The sequence below is a fragment of the Leifsonia sp. GW821-FHT13C09 genome (genome assembly GCF_058806435.1).
The window spans coordinates 87,065-102,107 of record NZ_JBXAPS010000001.1 but is presented as its reverse complement, the minus strand read 5'-3'; the positions used below and the strand labels follow the sequence as shown (position 1 = coordinate 102,107).

General features: G+C 69.2%; 13 protein-coding genes. 3 read left to right on the top strand and 10 right to left on the bottom strand.

Annotated features, from left to right (window positions below; translation table 11 throughout):
• Nucleotide 1: 1 nt before the first annotated feature.
• The 4 genes from ctaD to AC1ROW_RS00475 form a co-directional block, all read right to left on the bottom strand.
• Nucleotides 2-1,750 carry an aa3-type cytochrome oxidase subunit I gene (ctaD, locus tag AC1ROW_RS00490; RefSeq protein ID WP_493016932.1) on the bottom strand — a complete coding sequence of 583 codons (1,749 nt, stop codon included), beginning with the start codon at nucleotides 1,748-1,750 and terminating at the stop codon, nucleotides 2-4.
• Nucleotides 1,751-1,775: 25 nt separating this feature from the next.
• Nucleotides 1,776-2,663, bottom strand: coding sequence for an aa3-type cytochrome oxidase subunit II (ctaC, locus tag AC1ROW_RS00485; RefSeq protein ID WP_493016931.1), 888 nt, complete (start codon nucleotides 2,661-2,663; stop codon nucleotides 1,776-1,778).
• Between the two features lie 144 nt (nucleotides 2,664-2,807).
• Nucleotides 2,808-3,164, bottom strand: a complete 357-nt coding sequence (gene erpA, locus AC1ROW_RS00480) for an iron-sulfur cluster insertion protein ErpA (RefSeq protein WP_493016930.1) — start codon at nucleotides 3,162-3,164, stop codon at nucleotides 2,808-2,810.
• Nucleotides 3,165-3,240: 76 nt separating this feature from the next.
• Nucleotides 3,241-4,692 carry a dipeptidase gene (locus AC1ROW_RS00475; protein WP_493016929.1) on the bottom strand — a complete coding sequence of 484 codons (1,452 nt, stop codon included), beginning with the start codon at nucleotides 4,690-4,692 and terminating at the stop codon, nucleotides 3,241-3,243.
• Nucleotides 4,693-4,733: 41 nt separating this feature from the next.
• On the opposite strand from AC1ROW_RS00475, the gene AC1ROW_RS00470 reads away from it, so the two are divergent.
• Entirely contained in the window at nucleotides 4,734-5,327 is a 594-nt protein-coding gene (locus AC1ROW_RS00470; RefSeq protein ID WP_493016928.1) for a DUF3043 domain-containing protein, read from the top strand.
• Between the two features lies 1 nt (nucleotide 5,328).
• Complete coding sequence (locus AC1ROW_RS00465; RefSeq protein WP_493016927.1) at nucleotides 5,329-6,261, top strand: RNase H family protein; 933 nt, start codon at nucleotides 5,329-5,331, stop codon at nucleotides 6,259-6,261.
• On the opposite strand, the gene AC1ROW_RS00460 is transcribed toward AC1ROW_RS00465, so the two are convergent.
• The 3 genes from AC1ROW_RS00460 to hisD form a co-directional block, all read right to left on the bottom strand.
• Complete coding sequence (locus AC1ROW_RS00460; protein ID WP_493016926.1) at nucleotides 6,229-7,272, bottom strand: quinone-dependent dihydroorotate dehydrogenase; 1,044 nt, start codon at nucleotides 7,270-7,272, stop codon at nucleotides 6,229-6,231. The genes AC1ROW_RS00465 and AC1ROW_RS00460 overlap by 33 nt on opposite strands.
• A 171-nt stretch (nucleotides 7,273-7,443) precedes the next feature.
• Complete coding sequence (nrdR, locus tag AC1ROW_RS00455; protein WP_493016925.1) at nucleotides 7,444-7,917, bottom strand: transcriptional regulator NrdR; 474 nt, start codon at nucleotides 7,915-7,917, stop codon at nucleotides 7,444-7,446.
• 51 nt (nucleotides 7,918-7,968) lie between these two features.
• Nucleotides 7,969-9,273, bottom strand: a complete 1,305-nt coding sequence (gene hisD, locus AC1ROW_RS00450; RefSeq protein ID WP_493016924.1) for a histidinol dehydrogenase — start codon at nucleotides 9,271-9,273, stop codon at nucleotides 7,969-7,971.
• A 113-nt stretch (nucleotides 9,274-9,386) separates the two neighbouring features.
• On the opposite strand from hisD, the gene AC1ROW_RS00445 reads away from it, so the two are divergent.
• On the top strand, nucleotides 9,387-9,881 hold the full coding sequence (locus AC1ROW_RS00445; RefSeq protein ID WP_493016923.1) for a flavin reductase family protein: 495 nt from the start codon (nucleotides 9,387-9,389) through the stop codon (nucleotides 9,879-9,881).
• A gap of 71 nt (nucleotides 9,882-9,952) precedes the next feature.
• Here AC1ROW_RS00445 and dnaE read toward each other — a convergent pair whose 3' ends face one another.
• The 3 genes from dnaE to lspA all read right to left on the bottom strand — a co-directional run bounded on the left by dnaE (nucleotide 9,953) and on the right by lspA (nucleotide 15,015).
• Nucleotides 9,953-13,423 carry a DNA polymerase III subunit alpha gene (gene dnaE, locus AC1ROW_RS00440; protein ID WP_493018328.1) on the bottom strand — a complete coding sequence of 1,157 codons (3,471 nt, stop codon included), beginning with the start codon at nucleotides 13,421-13,423 and terminating at the stop codon, nucleotides 9,953-9,955.
• Nucleotides 13,424-13,513: 90 nt separating this feature from the next.
• Nucleotides 13,514-14,434 (bottom strand): RluA family pseudouridine synthase, encoded by a 921-nt coding sequence (locus tag AC1ROW_RS00435; protein WP_493016922.1) that lies wholly within the window; start codon nucleotides 14,432-14,434, stop codon nucleotides 13,514-13,516.
• A complete protein-coding gene (gene lspA, locus AC1ROW_RS00430) occupies nucleotides 14,434-15,015 on the bottom strand; it encodes a signal peptidase II (RefSeq protein WP_493016921.1) in 582 nt (193 codons plus the stop codon). Before lspA ends, AC1ROW_RS00435 begins: the two co-directional genes overlap by 1 nt.
• Nucleotides 15,016-15,043 lie beyond the last annotated feature (28 nt).

The window sequence follows — 15,043 nt, the reverse complement described above, 5'->3', positions numbered from 1 at the left end:
GTTACTTCACCTTGTTGTTCGAGACGTCGAGCACGGGAGCGTCCGGGGCGTCCTTGCCGCCGCCGACGCCGATCGGGATACCGGCTTCGGGGTGGTTGAGGTCGAACGCCGGCGACTCGGAGCGGATGCGCGGGATGGACGTGAAGTTGTGGCGCGGCGGCGGGCAGGAGGTCGCCCACTCGAGCGAGCGGCCGTAGCCCCACGGGTCGTTGACCGTGACCTTCGGGGCGTTGCGCGCCGTCAGGTACACGTTCACGAAGAACGGGATCATCGAGACCGCCAGGATGCCGGCGCCGATCGAGGAGACCTGGTTCATCCAGGTGAAGCCGTCGGACGGCAGGTAGGTGGCGTACCGGCGGGGCATGCCCACGACGCCCAGCCAGTGCTGGATGAGGAACGTCGTGTGGAAGCCGATGAACAGCAGCCAGAAGTGCCACTTGCCGAGCCGGTCGTTGAGCATCTTGCCCGTCCACTTCGGCCACCAGAAGTAGAAGCCGGCGAACATCGCGAACACGACCGTGCCGAAGACGACGTAGTGGAAGTGCGCCACCACGAAGTAGGTGTCGGACACGTGGAAGTCCAGCGGCGGCGACGCCAGGATGACGCCGGTGAGGCCACCGAAGGTGAAGGTGATCAGGAAGCCGATCGACCACAGCATCGGCGACTCGAAGGTCAGCGAGCCGCGCCACATCGTGCCGATCCAGTTGAAGATCTTCACGCCGGTCGGGACCGCGATGAGCATGGTCATCAGCGAGAACCAGGGCAGCAGGACCGAGCCGGTCACGTACATGTGGTGCGCCCACACGGTGACGGACAGGGCCGCGATCGCGATCGTCGCGTAGATCAGGGTCTTGTACCCGAAGATCGGCTTACGGCTGAACACCGGGAAGATCTCCGACACGATGCCGAAGAACGGCAGCGCGATGATGTACACCTCGGGGTGGCCGAAGAACCAGAACAGGTGCTGCCAGAGCAGCGCCCCGCCGTTCGCGGCGTCGTAGATGTGCGCGTCGAACACGCGGTCCGCGGCGAGGGCGAACAGCGCGGCGGCCAGGACCGGGAAGGCCATCAGCACGAGGATCGACGTCACCAGGGTGTTCCAGGTGAAGATCGGCATCCGGAACATGGTCATGCCCGGCGCGCGCATCGTGATGATGGTGGTGATGAAGTTGACGGCGCCGAGGATGGTGCCGAAGCCCGAGAGGCCGAGGCCGAGCACCCAGAGATTGCCTCCGATTCCCGGAGAGAACGTCGTGCTCGACAACGGCGCATAGGCGAACCAGCCGAAGGAGGCCGCACCCTGCGGGGTGAGGAAGCCGGCGACCGCGATCAGCGAGCCGAACGAGTAGAACCAGTACGCCAGCGCGTTCAGACGCGGGAACGCCACGTCAGGGGCGCCGATCTGCAGCGGCATGAGCACGTTGGCGAAGCCTGCGAACAGCGGCGTCGCGAACATCAGCAGCATGATCGTGCCGTGCATCGTGAAGAGCTGGTTGTACTGCTCCTTGGTCTGCACCACCGCGAGACCCGGCTCGAAGAGCTGGGCGCGGATGATGAGGGCCATCACGCCGCCGATCAGGAAGTAGATGAACGACGAGATCAGGTACATGTACCCGATCGTCTTGTGGTCCGTCGACGTGATGTAGTTCACGAGGATGTTGCCCTTGCGCTCAACGCCGTTGGCGGTGAGGAGGGTGGGCTTCGGAGCGGGCGCGGTGGTCGCTCCGGGCGCCGGTGCTGTCGTCGTCATGCGTCTGTCCTACTCGTTGCCGGAATCACTCGTTGCCCGTCGGGGCGCCCGTGCCGGGCAGGTTGTTGTTGCGATCGTACTGAGACCCGAGCTGGCCCTTGAAGCCCTTGTCGCGCAGCGACTGGATGTGGGCGTCGTACTCGCTCTGCGACACGATCTTCACGTTGAAGAGCATCGCCGAGTGGTACTCGCCGCACAGCTCAGCGCACTTGCCGACGAAGGTGCCGGTGCGGCCGGTGGTCGAGAAGTACATGTAGTTGGTCTTGCCCGGGATCACGTCCTTCTTGTAGAGGAACGCCGGCACCCAGAAGGAGTGGATCACGTCGCGCGAGTCGAGCTGGATCGTGATCTTCTTGTTCTCGGGGAGGTAGAGCGTGGGGATCTGGCTCTCCTGGACCGAGCCCGGCGTGGCGTTCGAGTCGGTCGGCTGTGCCTGGATGCCCGGGTCGTACACGTTGTCGGTGACGTAGTTGAAGTCCCACGCCCACTGCTTGGCGTAGACCTGGATCTTGAGGTCGGGGTTCGCGTACGGCTGCTCGATGGCGTTCTGGTCGCGCGCCGTGAAGGCGAAGAAGCCGAGGACCAGGATGAGCGGCACGATCGTGTAGAAGATCTCGATCGGCATGTTGTAGCGCAGCTGCACCGGCAGGCCGGTCTGTCCCCTGCGGCGGCGGTACACGACGACCGCCCAGAGGATGAGGCCCCAGACGACGATTCCGACGATGAGCAGAACGATCCAGCTGGTCACCCAGAGGCCGCTGATGCGGTCGGTGTGGTTGGTGACGGGCTGCTGGCCCTCGACGAAGCCCGGCAGGAATCCGTGGAGCTGGGCCTGCGTGCAGCCCGCGAGGACGATGGCAAGTGTCGCTGCGATCGGGATTGCAACCCATCGGAAACGGCGATTGTGACGCACCGGTGACCTTTCGAGAGACTCGGGGACAGTTCACATGCAACTGTATGTGGCGTTCTCTACCCTACTCCGCCGGACACCCGGATTCGAACACAAAGGGCCGCCCACAAGGGGCGGCCCAGAGCTGTTTTTTGTGTTATGGACGGCTCAGTGGAACGAGTCTCCACAGGCGCAGGAGCCCGTCGCGTTGGGGTTGTCGATCGTGAATCCCTGCTTCTGGATGGTGTCCTCGAAGTCGATCGTGGCGCCGTCCAGGTAGGGCACGCTCATCTTGTCGACGATGACCTCCACGCCGTCGAAATCGACGGTCGCGTCCCCGTCGAGCATGCGCTCGTCGAAGTAGAGCTGGTAGATCAGCCCCGAGCATCCGCCGGGCTGGACGGCGACGCGCAGACGCAGGTCGTCGCGGCCCTCCTGCTCGAGCAGGCTCTTGACCTTGCCCGCTGCGGTGTCGGTCAGGCCGACGCCGTGGGCCTTGGTCGCGGTCAGCGTTGTGTCGGTCATGGGACTCCTCACACGTGGTTCAGGATACGGATTACGAAATCTGGCTCGATTGTACGTCGTGATTCCGCGAGATCGCTCAGTTCCGGGCGTCCAGGCGGGCGAGCAACAGTGCTTCGGCCAGAATCGCCCTCTTGAACACCCCGAGGTGGAGCGACTCGTTGGGGCTGTGGGCGCGGGTGTCCGGGTCCTCGACGCCGGTGACCAGGATCTGCGCCTCCGGGAACTCGCGGACCAGGTCGGCGATGAACGGGATGGACCCACCGACACCGGTCTCGACCGCCTCCTTGCCCCACGCGTCCGTCAAGGCGCGCTTGGCCTCGGTGGCCGCCCAGCCCGCGGTGTCGACCAGGAAGGCGTCCCCGGTGTCGACGTCGCTGATCTCCACGTGCGCTCCGAACGGCGCGTGCGCCCGCAGGTGGCGCTCCAGGGCCTCGTAGGCCTCCGTGGCGGGCTGGCCGGGCGCGACCCGGGCGCTGAGGCGCACAGCGACGCTCGGCAGGAGGGTGTTGGAGGCGTCCACGACGCTGGGCGCGTCGATGCCGGTGATCGTGACGGTCGGCTGCGACCACATCCGGGACAGGATGGGGCCGGTGCCGATCGGAGTCACCCCGGGCAGCAGGGCGGCCTCCTCGCGGAACTGCTCCTCGCTCAGCGCCGGCGGCTCGGCCGCGTCGTCGTGCGAACGCATGCCCTCCACGGCGACGGAGCCGTTCTCGTCGTGCAGCGTCGCGAGCAGCGCGACGAGCGCGAGCATCGCGTCGGGGGCGGCGCCGCCGTACATGCCGGAGTGCGATGCGTGCTCCAGCGTCGAGACCGTGAGCTTGAAGGTCACGTTGCCGCGCAGCGACACGGTGAGGGCAGGCGTGTCGATGTCGACGTTGTCGGAGTCGGCGACCACGATCACATCGGCGGCGAGCGCCGTCTTGTTCTGCTCCAGGAAGTTCGCGAACGACCGCGAGCCGAACTCCTCCTCGCCCTCGATGAACACGGCGAGACCGAGGTCGAAGTCGGAGCCGAGGACGTCCACGAGCGCGCGGACGCTGGCGACGTGCGCCATCACGCCGGCCTTGTCGTCCGCGGCGCCACGACCGTAGAGCCGGTCGCCTCGCACGGTCGGCTCGAAGGGCGGGGTGTCCCAGTTCTCGGCGTCGCCCTGCGGCTGGACGTCGTGGTGGGCGTAGAGGAGGACGGTCGGGCGGCCGTTCTTCGCGGCGCGCGTGGCGAGCACCGCCGGCTGGCCGAGGCTCTCCCCCGCGCCGGTCGACGGACCGGAGATCGGCGCCTGCTTGACCTCGACGCTCTCGAACGCGCCGGTGTCGCGCAGCAGCTCCGCCACGGCCTCCGCACTCTTGCGGACGTTGCCCGGATCGTAGGCGGTCCATGAGACCGAGGGGATGCGCACGAGGCGCGAGAGCTCGGCGATGGTCGACGGGAGGCCAGTCTCGACGGAGGAGCGGATCCGCTCCTCCACCTCCGGCCGGTCCCCGGCTGCGGATCGGCCGGAAGGAGTCTGCTGGGTGTCTGTCATGCGGGTAATCTTAAACGGACCCCAGAACGAAGGCTCAAGCGTTGGCGAAACGACAGAACCCGGCGGCCGAGGCGCAGACGCCTGCCCCCGAGACCCCCGAACAGACCACGGCCCGGCTGCAGGGCAAGGGCGCCCCGACGCCCTCCCGCCGCGAGCAGGAGGCCGCGCGCAAGCGGCCACTGGTGCCGACCGACCGCAAAGAGGCGGCCAAGGCGGCCCGTGCCCATCAGGCCGAAGCGCGCGAGAAGGCCCGCGTCGGCATGGCGGCGGGCGACGAGCGCTACCTGACACAGCGCGACCGCGGGCCGCAGCGCCGGTACGTCCGCGACTACGTCGACGCCCGGTTCAGCATCGGCGAGTTCCTCATCCCGGTCATGCTGCTGGTCATCGTGCTCAGCTTCCTGCCGTGGGCGTTCATGCAGGTCTGGGGCCTCGTGGCCCTGTGGGCGTTCTTCCTGATCGCCGTCCTCGACTGCATCGTCCTCGGCTTCCTGGTGACCAGGAAGATCGGCGACAAGTTCGGCAAGACCAAGGTCGAGCGCGGGCTCAGGTGGTACGCCGCCATGCGCGCGCTGCAGCTGCGCGTCATGCGCCTCCCGAAGCCGCAGGTCAAGCGCGGCCAGTACCCCGCCTGACGTGACGATCGTCGCAGCGGCGGACGGCTCCGCCCTCGGTAATCCCGGCCCTGCGGGCTGGTCCTGGTACGTCGACGACGAGCACTGGTCGGCGGGCGGCTGGCCGCACGGCACCAACAACATGGGCGAGCTCATGGCGGTCATCGACCTGCTGGAGTCGACCGCCCACGTGGACGACGACCTGCGCATCCTGTGCGACAGCCAGTACGTGATCAACTCGGTCACGAAATGGATGCCGGGCTGGAAGCGCAAGGGCTGGCGCAAGTCGGACGGCTCCCCTGTGCTCAACCGCGAGCTGCTGGAACGGCTGGACCGGGCGCTGCAGGGCCGGACGTACACATTCGAATGGGTCAAGGGCCACGCCGGGCACGAGCTGAACGAGGCGGCCGACCTGCGGGCGCGCGCGGCCGCGACGGCCTACCGGGACGGCGACGCGATCCCGATCGGTCCCGGCTGGCCTGGCGCGGCGGTCCACGAGCCTGCGCCTGCCCTGGCGGTGGCCGAGAAGATGGCGCCCTCGCCCGCCGCCGAGCCCGTCCTCGCCAATGGGCCTGTCGAGTTCGACCTCTTCGACGACCTGCTCACCGCGGCCGAGACCGACGAGGACGTCGTCAAGCGACTCGAGCGCGAACTTGTCGAGCCGGCGGTCCGCTCGGACTCCGCCCGCGTCGCCGCGCTGCTGCACCCCGACTTCGAGGAGATCGGCCGCTCCGGCCGGCTCTGGGGCCGCGACGCGATCCTGGAGGCCCTGGCCGAGGAGGACGCCCCCGCGGCCGAGCTCGCTGTACTGGGCACCGAGCGGATCGGCGCGGACGCCATCCTGCTCACGGCGCGCACGGTGGACGACCGCGGCGCCAGCCTGCGCAGTTCGCTCTGGCTGCGCGTGGGAGGCCGCTGGCGCCTACGCTTCCACCAGGGAACGCCGGAGGCGTAGCAGCCCGCGGTTGATCTGCCGCGCCCAGAGCGGGCCGCGGTAGAGGAACGCGGTGTAGCCCTGCACCAGCGTTGCGCCCGCGTCCAGGCGCTGCTGCACGTCCTCCGCGGTCTCGACGCCGCCGACGGAGATCACGCACAGCTCGGCGGGGACGTGCGCGCGGATCAGGCGCAGCACCTCCAGCGAGCGCGGGGCGAGCGGGGCGCCGGACAGTCCGCCGGCCCCGGCGGCCTCCACCACGGCGGGGTCGGTCACGAGGCCGTCGCGGGAGATCGTGGTGTTCGTCGCGATGATCCCGGCGAGGCCCAGCTCCACGGCGAGCCCCGCGATCTTCTCGACCTGCTCGTCCGTGAGGTCGGGCGCGATCTTCACCAGCAGGGGTGTCTGCCCCGCCACCTGTTTGACCGCGGTCAGCAGCGGCGCCAGCAGCTCCAGCTCCTGGAGGCCGCGGAGGCCGGGCGTATTCGGCGAGCTCACGTTGACGACGAGGTAGTCGGCGACCGGGGCGAGGGCACGGGCGCTGGTCAGGTAGTCCTGGGTGGCGTCCTCGACGGCGACCACGCGGCTCTTGCCGATGTTGACGCCGAGCACCGGGCGGCGGCGGGCGCGTCGCACGCGCAGCAGCCGGTTGGCGGCCTCCCCTGCGCCGTGGTTGTTGAAGCCCATCCGGTTGATCACGGCCCGGTCGGGGATCAGCCGGAACAGGCGCGGCCGGTCGTTGCCCGGCTGAGGGAGGGCGGTGATGGTGCCCACCTCGACGTGGCCGAATCCCAGGTCGCCGAGGCCGAGGACCGCCTCGCCGTCCTTGTCGAAGCCGGCGGCGACGCCGAACGGGGAGTCGAACCGCAGCCCGAGGGCCTCCACGGCGAGCGACCGGTCCGGTGCGGTGAACCGGCGGACGAGGCCGCCGAGGCCGAGCGCGGGAAGGGCCCGGATCACCAGGAAGGCGAGGTGGTGCGCGCGCTCCGGGTCGAGCTTCGACAGGACGAGGGAGAAGAGTGTGCGATACATGCCGGTTCGAGAATACCGCGCGGTGGAGCTAAGGGCAGCGCGGAGCGATGCCCGCGACCCCAGCGCCGCGCGGTGGAGCTCAAGGGCGGCGCGCAGCGACGCCGCGACCCCAGCGCCGAGGGAGCCTGCGACCGAGGACCGAGCATGCGACCGAGGTTTTGAGAAACAGCGTCAGCTTTGAACGTCCGCCGGCTCGCCCTGGTGCTCGACGCGGAGCTGCTGGATGGCCTCCTCGAAGTCCTCCAGCGAGTCGAACGCCTGGTAGACGCTCGCGAAGCGCAGGTAGGCGACCTCGTCGAGCTCGCGGAGCTCCGGCAGGATGGCGAGGCCGATGTCGTTCGCCTCGATCTGAGAGGCGCCGGTGGAGCGGATTGTCTCTTCCACCTTCTGCGCGAGCACCGCCAGGTCGGAATCGGTCACCGGCCGGCCCTGGCAGGCCTTGCGCACGCCGAGGACGATCTTCTCGCGGCTGAACGGCTCCACGACCCCGCTGCGCTTGATGACGCTGAGGCTCGCGGTCTCCGTCGTGGAGAACCGGCGACCGCACTCGGGGCACTGCCGGCGGCGCCGGATCGAGAGCCCGTCGTCGCTCGTGCGGGAGTCGATGACGCGGGAGTCCGGGTGGCGGCAGAAGGGGCAGAACATGAGGGAAATCCTACCTGCGAAACACGGGAGAACGCCGGGCCGGCCTCCCCCTCACTCGAAGCGGATCGTGACCGCCTCGCCGTGCGCCGGCAGGTCCTCCGCCGTCGATAGCGCGACGATCCGGTCCGCGACCGTGCGCAGCGCGTCGCGGTCGTACCGGATGACCTGCTGCGGCCTGAGGAACGAGTACGCGCCGAGGCCGGGCGAGAACCGGGCCTGGCCGCCGGTCGGGAGCACGTGGTTGGAGCCGGCGAGGTAGTCGCCGAGGCTGACCGGCGCGCTCGGGCCGACGAAGATCGCGCCGGCGTTCTGGATGAGCGCGAGCAGCGCGTCCGGGTCGGCGGTCTGCAGTTCGAGGTGCTCCGGGCCGTACGCGTTGCTGAACGCGGCGGCCGCGGCGAGGTCGTCCACCAGCACGAGGGCCGACTGCTGGCCGCCCAGGGCCGTGCGCACCCGCTCGGCGTGCTTGGTCGCGCCGGCCAGCGTCTCCAGCTCCGCGGCGACCCGCTCGGCGAAGGCCGGACTGTCGGTGACGAGCAGGGAGGCCGCGGCCTCGTCGTGCTCGGCCTGGCTGATCAGGTCGGCCGCGACGAACCGGGCGTCGGCGGTGTCGTCGGCGATCACCAGGATCTCGGTGGTCCCCGCCTCCGAGTCGATGCCGGCCTGACCGCGCACGACGCGCTTGGCGGCGGCGACGTAGATGTTTCCCGGGCCCGTGATGACCTGCACCGGGTCGAGGCCGATGTCCTCCACACCCCAGGCGAGCGCGCCGATCGCGCCGGCCCCGCCCATCGCGTAGACCTCGTCGATGCCGAGCAGTCCGGCCGCACCGAGGATGACCGGGTGGACCGCGCCGCCGAACGCGCGCTGCGGCGGGCTGGCGAGGGCCACGGAGGCGACGCCGGCGACCTGCGCGGGCACGGCGTTCATCACCACGCTCGACGGGTAGACGGCCTTGCCCCCGGGGACGTACAGCCCGGCCCGCTCCACCGGCTGCCAGCGCTGCACGATGGTCGCGCCCGGACCGATCCGCGTCTCGGCGGGCGGCGGCACCTGCGCGGCGGTCGCCTCGCGGACGCGGACGATCGCCTCCTCCAGGGCCGCGCGGACGTCGGCCGGCAGCGCGGCGACGGCCGCGGCGATCTCGGAGGCCGGCACGCGCACGGAGGCGGGCGCGCCGCCGTCGAACGTCGCGGCCTGCTCGGCGAGGGCGGCCGCTCCCCTGGCCCGGACGTCGTCGATCAGCTCGGTCGCGACGCGCACGGCGACCTGGATGTCCACGACGGGACGGGGGACGAGGCGCTCGAAAGCGGCCCGGGTAGGCTGGACTCCGCGGAGATCGATGGTCTGCATCATGACCGGTCAAGTCTACTGACCGGTGGCTGCGACCCGGATCCGCGCGACCCGCTCCGCCCAGCCCCGAAGCTGACGCGGAATTCCTCACCCCGAACGGCGCTTGATAACTGCGTATGACTGACGCGACTCCCGACCTCTCCGCCTTCCGGCAGGCGTTCCGCCGGCACGCCGCCGGTGTGGCGATCATCACCGCGCAAGCCCCCGACGGCACGCCGGTCGGGTTCACCGCGACCTCGCTCGCCTCGCTCTCGGCCGTCCCTCCGCTCGCGACGTTCAACATGGCGCTGTCGGCGTCGAGCTGGCCGGCGATCGCGGAGACCGACCGCGTGGTCATCCACATGCTCGGCGTGCGGAACAAGGGCGTGGCGGAGATCCTCTCGGCCGACAACACGCGCCGGTTCCTCGGCGACCACTGGCGCCGCGGGCCCCACGGCCTCCCGGTCGTCAACGACGTCACCGCCTGGATGGTCGGCCGCATCGTGGACCGCTTCCCCGTGCACAACAGCGCCGTGGTGGTCGTCCAGATCGAGGAGGGCGAGCTCGGCGCCTCCGACGAGCCGTTGCTCTACCACGAGCGCCGCTACCACCGGCCGAGCGAACTCGACTGACCCCCTGCACATTCGTGCCGAATGTCGCGTTTGGCGGCGCAAAAGTCGACATTCGGCACGAATGTGCGCGGCTAGACCAGGCAGTTGGGGCCGAGCAGGCCTTTGAGCTCGCCGTAGAGGTCCGGCGACACCTTCACCGGCTTCGGAACCTCGAACACGCGCGCGACCTGGCCCTTCACGAGCCGCAAGCGCACCTCGCTGTCGCCGGGATGCCGCGACAGCACCTCCGCGAGCGAGGAAACCGTGTCGGTCGTCGCGCGCTGGTCGGCCATCGTGATCATCAGCGTCCCGATGTCGTCGGCCTGGCCGAGGTCGGGCACCATCAGGCTGAAGGCGTGCAGGTTCATCCCGTCGTCGCGCATCGAGACCCGGCCGCGGACGACGACGATCGAGTCGCCCTGCATCATCGGCGAGAACTCCTGGTACGCCTTGCCCATGAACATGACGGTCATCTCGCCGCCGAAGTCCTCGACCTGGATCATGCCGTACTGGTTGCCGGAGGCCTTGGCCACGCGGTGCTGCACGCTCGTGACGAGTCCCGCGATGACGACGGTGTCGCCGTCCTGGACGCTGTCGGAGGCGAGCAGTTCGGCGATCGACGTGCTCGCGAGCTTAGCGAGCTGCAACTCCAGCCCGGCAAGCGGGTGGTCTGACACGTAGAGGCCGAGCATCTCGCGCTCGAAGGCGAGCTTGTCGCGCTTCACCCACTCGGGACGGTCCGGGATGTGGTGCTGGGTCTGGTTCTGCTCGTCCTCGCCCCAAAGGCTGTCGAAGTCGAAGCCGACGTCGCCGTTCGCCTCGCTGCGCTTGATCTTGACCGCGGACTCCACCGCGTCTTCGTGCACCTCCACGAGCGCGCGCCGGGTGTGCCCGAGCGAGTCGAACGCGCCCGCCTTGATCAGCGACTCGACCGTGCGCTTGTTGGCGGCGTGGATCGGGACCTTGCTGAGGAAGTCGTGGAACGACTCGAACCGGCCTTTGCTCTCGCGGGCCGCCCGCACGCCCTCCACCACGTTCGCGCCGACGTTGCGCACCGCACCCATGCCGAAGCGGATGTCCTCGCCGACGGCGGCGAAGTACAGGTTGGACTCGTTGACGTCCGGCGGCAGCACCTTGATGCCCATCCGGCGGCACTCGTTGAGGTAGAGCGCCATCTTGTCCTTGGAGTCGCCGACGCTCGTCAGCAGCGCCGCCATGTACTCGGCCGGGTAGTGCGCCTTGAGGTAGGCGGTCCAGTAGGAGATGACACCGTACGCGGCCGAGTGCGCTTTGTTGAACGCGTAGTCCGAGAACGGCAGCAGGATCTCCCACAGCTTGCCGACGGCCTCCATCGAGAAACCGCGGTCGACCATGCCCTGCGAGAAGCCCTCGAACTGCTTGTCCAGCTCCGACTTCTTCTTCTTGCCCATCGCGCGGCGCAGGATGTCTGCTTGGCCGAGCGAGAAGCCGGCGACCTTCTGCGCGATCGCCATGACCTGCTCCTGATAGATGATCAGGCCGTAGCTGGTCGAGAGGATCTCCTGCAGCGGCTCCGCCAGCTCCGGGTGGATCGGCGTGATGTCCTGCAGCCCGTTCTTGCGGAGCGCGTAGTTGGTGTGCGAGTTCGCGCCCATCGGGCCGGGCCGGTACAGCGCGATGAGCGCCGAGATGTCCTCGAAGTTGTCCGGCTTCATCAGGCGCAGCAGCGAGCGCATCGGGCCGCCGTCGAGCTGGAAGACGCCCAGGGTGTCGCCGCGCGAGAGCAGTTCGTACGCGCCGCGGTCGTCGAGCTCCAGCTCCTCGAGGACCAGGTTCTCGCCGCGGTTGTCGCGGATGTTGTCGAGCGCATCGTTGATGATCGTCAGGTTGCGTAGCCCGAGGAAGTCCATCTTGATCAGGCCGAGCGACTCGCAGGCCGGATAGTCGAACTGCGTGACGATCTGGCCGTCCTGCTCGCGCTTCATGATCGGGATGACGTCGATCAGCGGGTCGGAGGACATGATGACGCCGGCCGCGTGCACACCCCACTGGCGCTTGAGGTTCTCGAGACCGAGCGCGGTGTCGAAGACCGTCTTGGCCTCCGGGTCGCTCTCGACGACCGCGCGGATGTCGACGGCCTCCTTGTAGCGCGGGTGCTCCTTGTCGAAGATGCCCGTGAGCGGGATGTCCTTGCCCATCACGGGCGGCGGCATCGCCTTGGTGAGCTTCTCCCCCATCGAGAACGGGAAGCCGAGCACGCGGCCGGAGTCCTTCAGCGCCTGCTTGGCCTTGATGGTGCCGTAGGTGACGATCTGCGCGACGCGCTCCGAGCCGTACTTCTCTGTCACGTACTTGATGACCTCGCCGCGGCGGCGGTCGTCGAAGTCGACGTCGAAGTCGGGCATGGAGACGCGGTCGGGGTTGAGGAAGCGCTCGAAGATCAGGCCGTGCCGCAGCGGGTCGAGGTCGGTGATGCGCATCGCGTAGGCGGCCATCGAACCGGCGCCGGAGCCACGCCCGGGGCCGACCCGGATGCCGTTGCGCTTCGACCAGTTGATGAAGTCGGCGACGACGAGGAAGTAGCCGGGGAAGCCCATCTGCGAGATGACGCCGATCTCGTAGTCGGCCTGCTTGCGGACCTCCTCGGTGATGCCGCCCGGGTAGCGCTCGTGGAGGCCCTTCTCGACCTCCTTGACGAACCAGCTCTGCTCGGTCTCGCCCTCGGGAACCGGGAAGCGCGGCATGTAGTTGGCCGCGGTGTCGAACTTCACGTCGACGCGCTCGGCGATCGCCAGGGTGTTGTCGCAGGCGTCCGGGTGGTCGCGGAAGAGCTGCCGCATCTCCGCGGGAGTCTTGAGGTAGAACTCGTCGGCGTCGAACTTGAACCGGTTGGGGTCGTCCAGCGTCGAGCCGGACTGCACGCAGAGCAGCGCCGCGTGGCTCTTCGCGTCGGCAGCGTGCGTGTAGTGCAGGTCGTTCGTCGCCACGAGCGGCAGGCCGAGCTCCTTGGCGAGCCGGATCAGGTCGCTCATGATGCGGCGCTCGATGCCGAGGCCGTGGTCCATGATCTCGGCGAAGAAGTTCTCGGCGCCGAAGATGTCGCGGAACTCCGCGGCGGCCTTCTTGGCCTCCTCGTACTGACCGAGCCGCAGCCGGGTCTGGACCTCGCCGGACGGGCAGCCGGTGGTCGCGATGATGCCCTTGGAGTAGCGCTGGAGCAGCTCGCGGTCCATGCGCGGCTTGAAGTAGTAGCCCTCCATCGAGGCGTACGACGAGAGCCGGAACAGGTTGTGCATGCCCTCGGTGGTGGCCGCGAGCATCGTCATGTGCGTGTACGCGCCGGAGCCCGACACGTCGTCGCCGCCGCCGTCGCCCCAGCGCACGCGGGTCTTGTCGGTGCGGTGGGTGCGCGGGGTCAGGTAGGCCTCGGTGCCGATGATCGGCTTGATGCCGGCGTCCGTCGCCGTGCGCCAGAAGTCGAACGCGCCGAACATGTTGCCGTGGTCGGTGATCGCCACCGCGGGCATGCCCTGCTCGACGGCCGCCTCGATGAGCGGCTTGACGCGTGCGGCCCCGTCGAGCATCGAGTACTCGCTGTGGACGTGGAGGTGGACGAAGGAGTCGGTCGGCACTATTGCTCCGGGTCGAGGTGAGGGCTTAAGACTACGTCGGACCTACGACGCTCGGAGCACGTCGAGAGCGTGTTGCAGATCCTCCGGGTAGGTGGTCGTGAACGTCACCCACTCCCCCGTCGCCGGGTGCTCGAAGGCGAGCTGGACCGCGTGCAGCCACTGCCGCGTGAGACCCAGCCGGGCGGACAGCGCGGGGTCCGCGCCGTACATCGCGTCGCCGACGCACGGGTGCCGCTGGGCCGCCATGTGCACGCGGATCTGGTGGGTGCGCCCGGTCTCCAGGTGGATCTCCAGCAGGCTGGCCGCCGGGAACGCCTCGATGGTCTCGTAGTGCGTCACGGACGGCTTGCCGCCGGCGACGACGGCGAACTTCCAGTCGCTGCGGGGATGCCGGCCGATCGGCGCGTCGATGGTCCCGGTGAGCGGATCGGGGTGGCCCTGCACGACCGCGTGGTAGATCTTCTCCACCGTGCGGTCGTGGAAGGCGCGTTTCAGGACCGTGTAGGCGTGCTCGGACTTGGCCACGACCATCAGGCCGCTGGTGCCGGCGTCGAGGCGGTGGACGATGCCCGCGCGCTCGGCGGCGCCGGAGGTCGAGATGCGGAAGCCCGCGGCGGCCAGTGCGCCGAGGACCGTTGGACCTTCCCAGCCGACCGAGGGATGCGCGGCGACGCCGACCGGCTTGTCGATGACCACGATGTCGTCGTCGTCGTGGACGATCGTCAGCTCGGGGACCGCGATGGGCACGATGCGGGCCTCCTCGCGCGGCTGCCAGGAGACCTCGAGCCAGGAGCCGGCGGAGAGGCGGTCGGACTTGTCCGCCTCGCGGCCGTCGATGGTGACGCCGCCGGCCTCGGCGATCTCGGCGGCGAAGCTGCGCGAGAAGCCGAGGAGCTTCGCGAGGCCCGCGTCGACGCGGGAGCCTTCGAGCCCGTCGGGGATGGGGAGGCTGCGCGACTCCATCAGGACTGCGGGTTCCGGGGCTCGCGCGGCAGTGCGGTGGGCTCGGCCGGGACGACCTCGTCCTCCGTCGCCTCGTGCTCCACGGCGTCGTCCTGCTCGTCCGCCTCCTCCGCCGGGCGCCGGCCGTCCAGACCGATGCCTCGCAGCGACAGGATGAGGAACAGCACCATGCTCGAGACGATGGCGACGTCCGCGAGGTTGAAGATGGCGGGCAGCAGCGGGATCTGCAGGAAGTCCACGACGTGCCCGACGCCGAAGCCCGGCTCGCGGAACAGCCGGTCGGTCAGGTTGCCGAGCAGGCCGCCGAGCAGGAGGCCGAAGAGGACGGCCCACGCCATCGAGCGGATGCGCGGGGCGTACCAGATGACGAAGCCGAGCACGCCGACGCCGACGATCGAGAAGATCCAGGTCGTACCGCTGCCGATCGAGAAGGCCGCGCCCGGGTTCTTGACGAAATGGAACTGGAGGAGCTGTCCGAGGACCTCGACCTGCTGGCCCTCGTAGAGGTTCGAGACGACCAGGACCTTGGCGATCTGGTCCACGAGGTACACGCAGAGCGCGACCACGGCCAGGATCGCCAAGGCCCTGATGCTGACCTTGGCCCTGTCG

Bases quoted from the DNA above. Each gene is read 5' to 3' on its own strand.
- ctaD (WP_493016932.1), bottom strand. From the start codon at position 1,750: ATGACGACGACAGCACCGGCGCCCGGAGCGACCACCGCGCCCGCTCCG.
- erpA (WP_493016930.1), bottom strand. From the start codon at position 3,164: ATGACCGACACAACGCTGACCGCGACCAAGGCCCACGGCGTCGGCCTG.
- AC1ROW_RS00475 (WP_493016929.1), bottom strand. From the start codon at position 4,692: ATGACAGACACCCAGCAGACTCCTTCCGGCCGATCCGCAGCCGGGGAC.
- dnaE (WP_493018328.1), bottom strand. From the start codon at position 13,423: ATGCTCGACGGGGCCGCACGCGTCAAGCCGCTCATCGAGGCGGCCGTC.
- nrdR (WP_493016925.1), bottom strand. From the start codon at position 7,917: ATGTTCTGCCCCTTCTGCCGCCACCCGGACTCCCGCGTCATCGACTCC.
- hisD (WP_493016924.1), bottom strand. From the start codon at position 9,273: ATGATGCAGACCATCGATCTCCGCGGAGTCCAGCCTACCCGGGCCGCT.
- AC1ROW_RS00435 (WP_493016922.1), bottom strand. From the start codon at position 14,434: ATGGAGTCGCGCAGCCTCCCCATCCCCGACGGGCTCGAAGGCTCCCGC.
- AC1ROW_RS00460 (WP_493016926.1), bottom strand. From the start codon at position 7,272: ATGTATCGCACACTCTTCTCCCTCGTCCTGTCGAAGCTCGACCCGGAG.
- AC1ROW_RS00445 (WP_493016923.1), top strand. From the start codon at position 9,387: ATGACTGACGCGACTCCCGACCTCTCCGCCTTCCGGCAGGCGTTCCGC.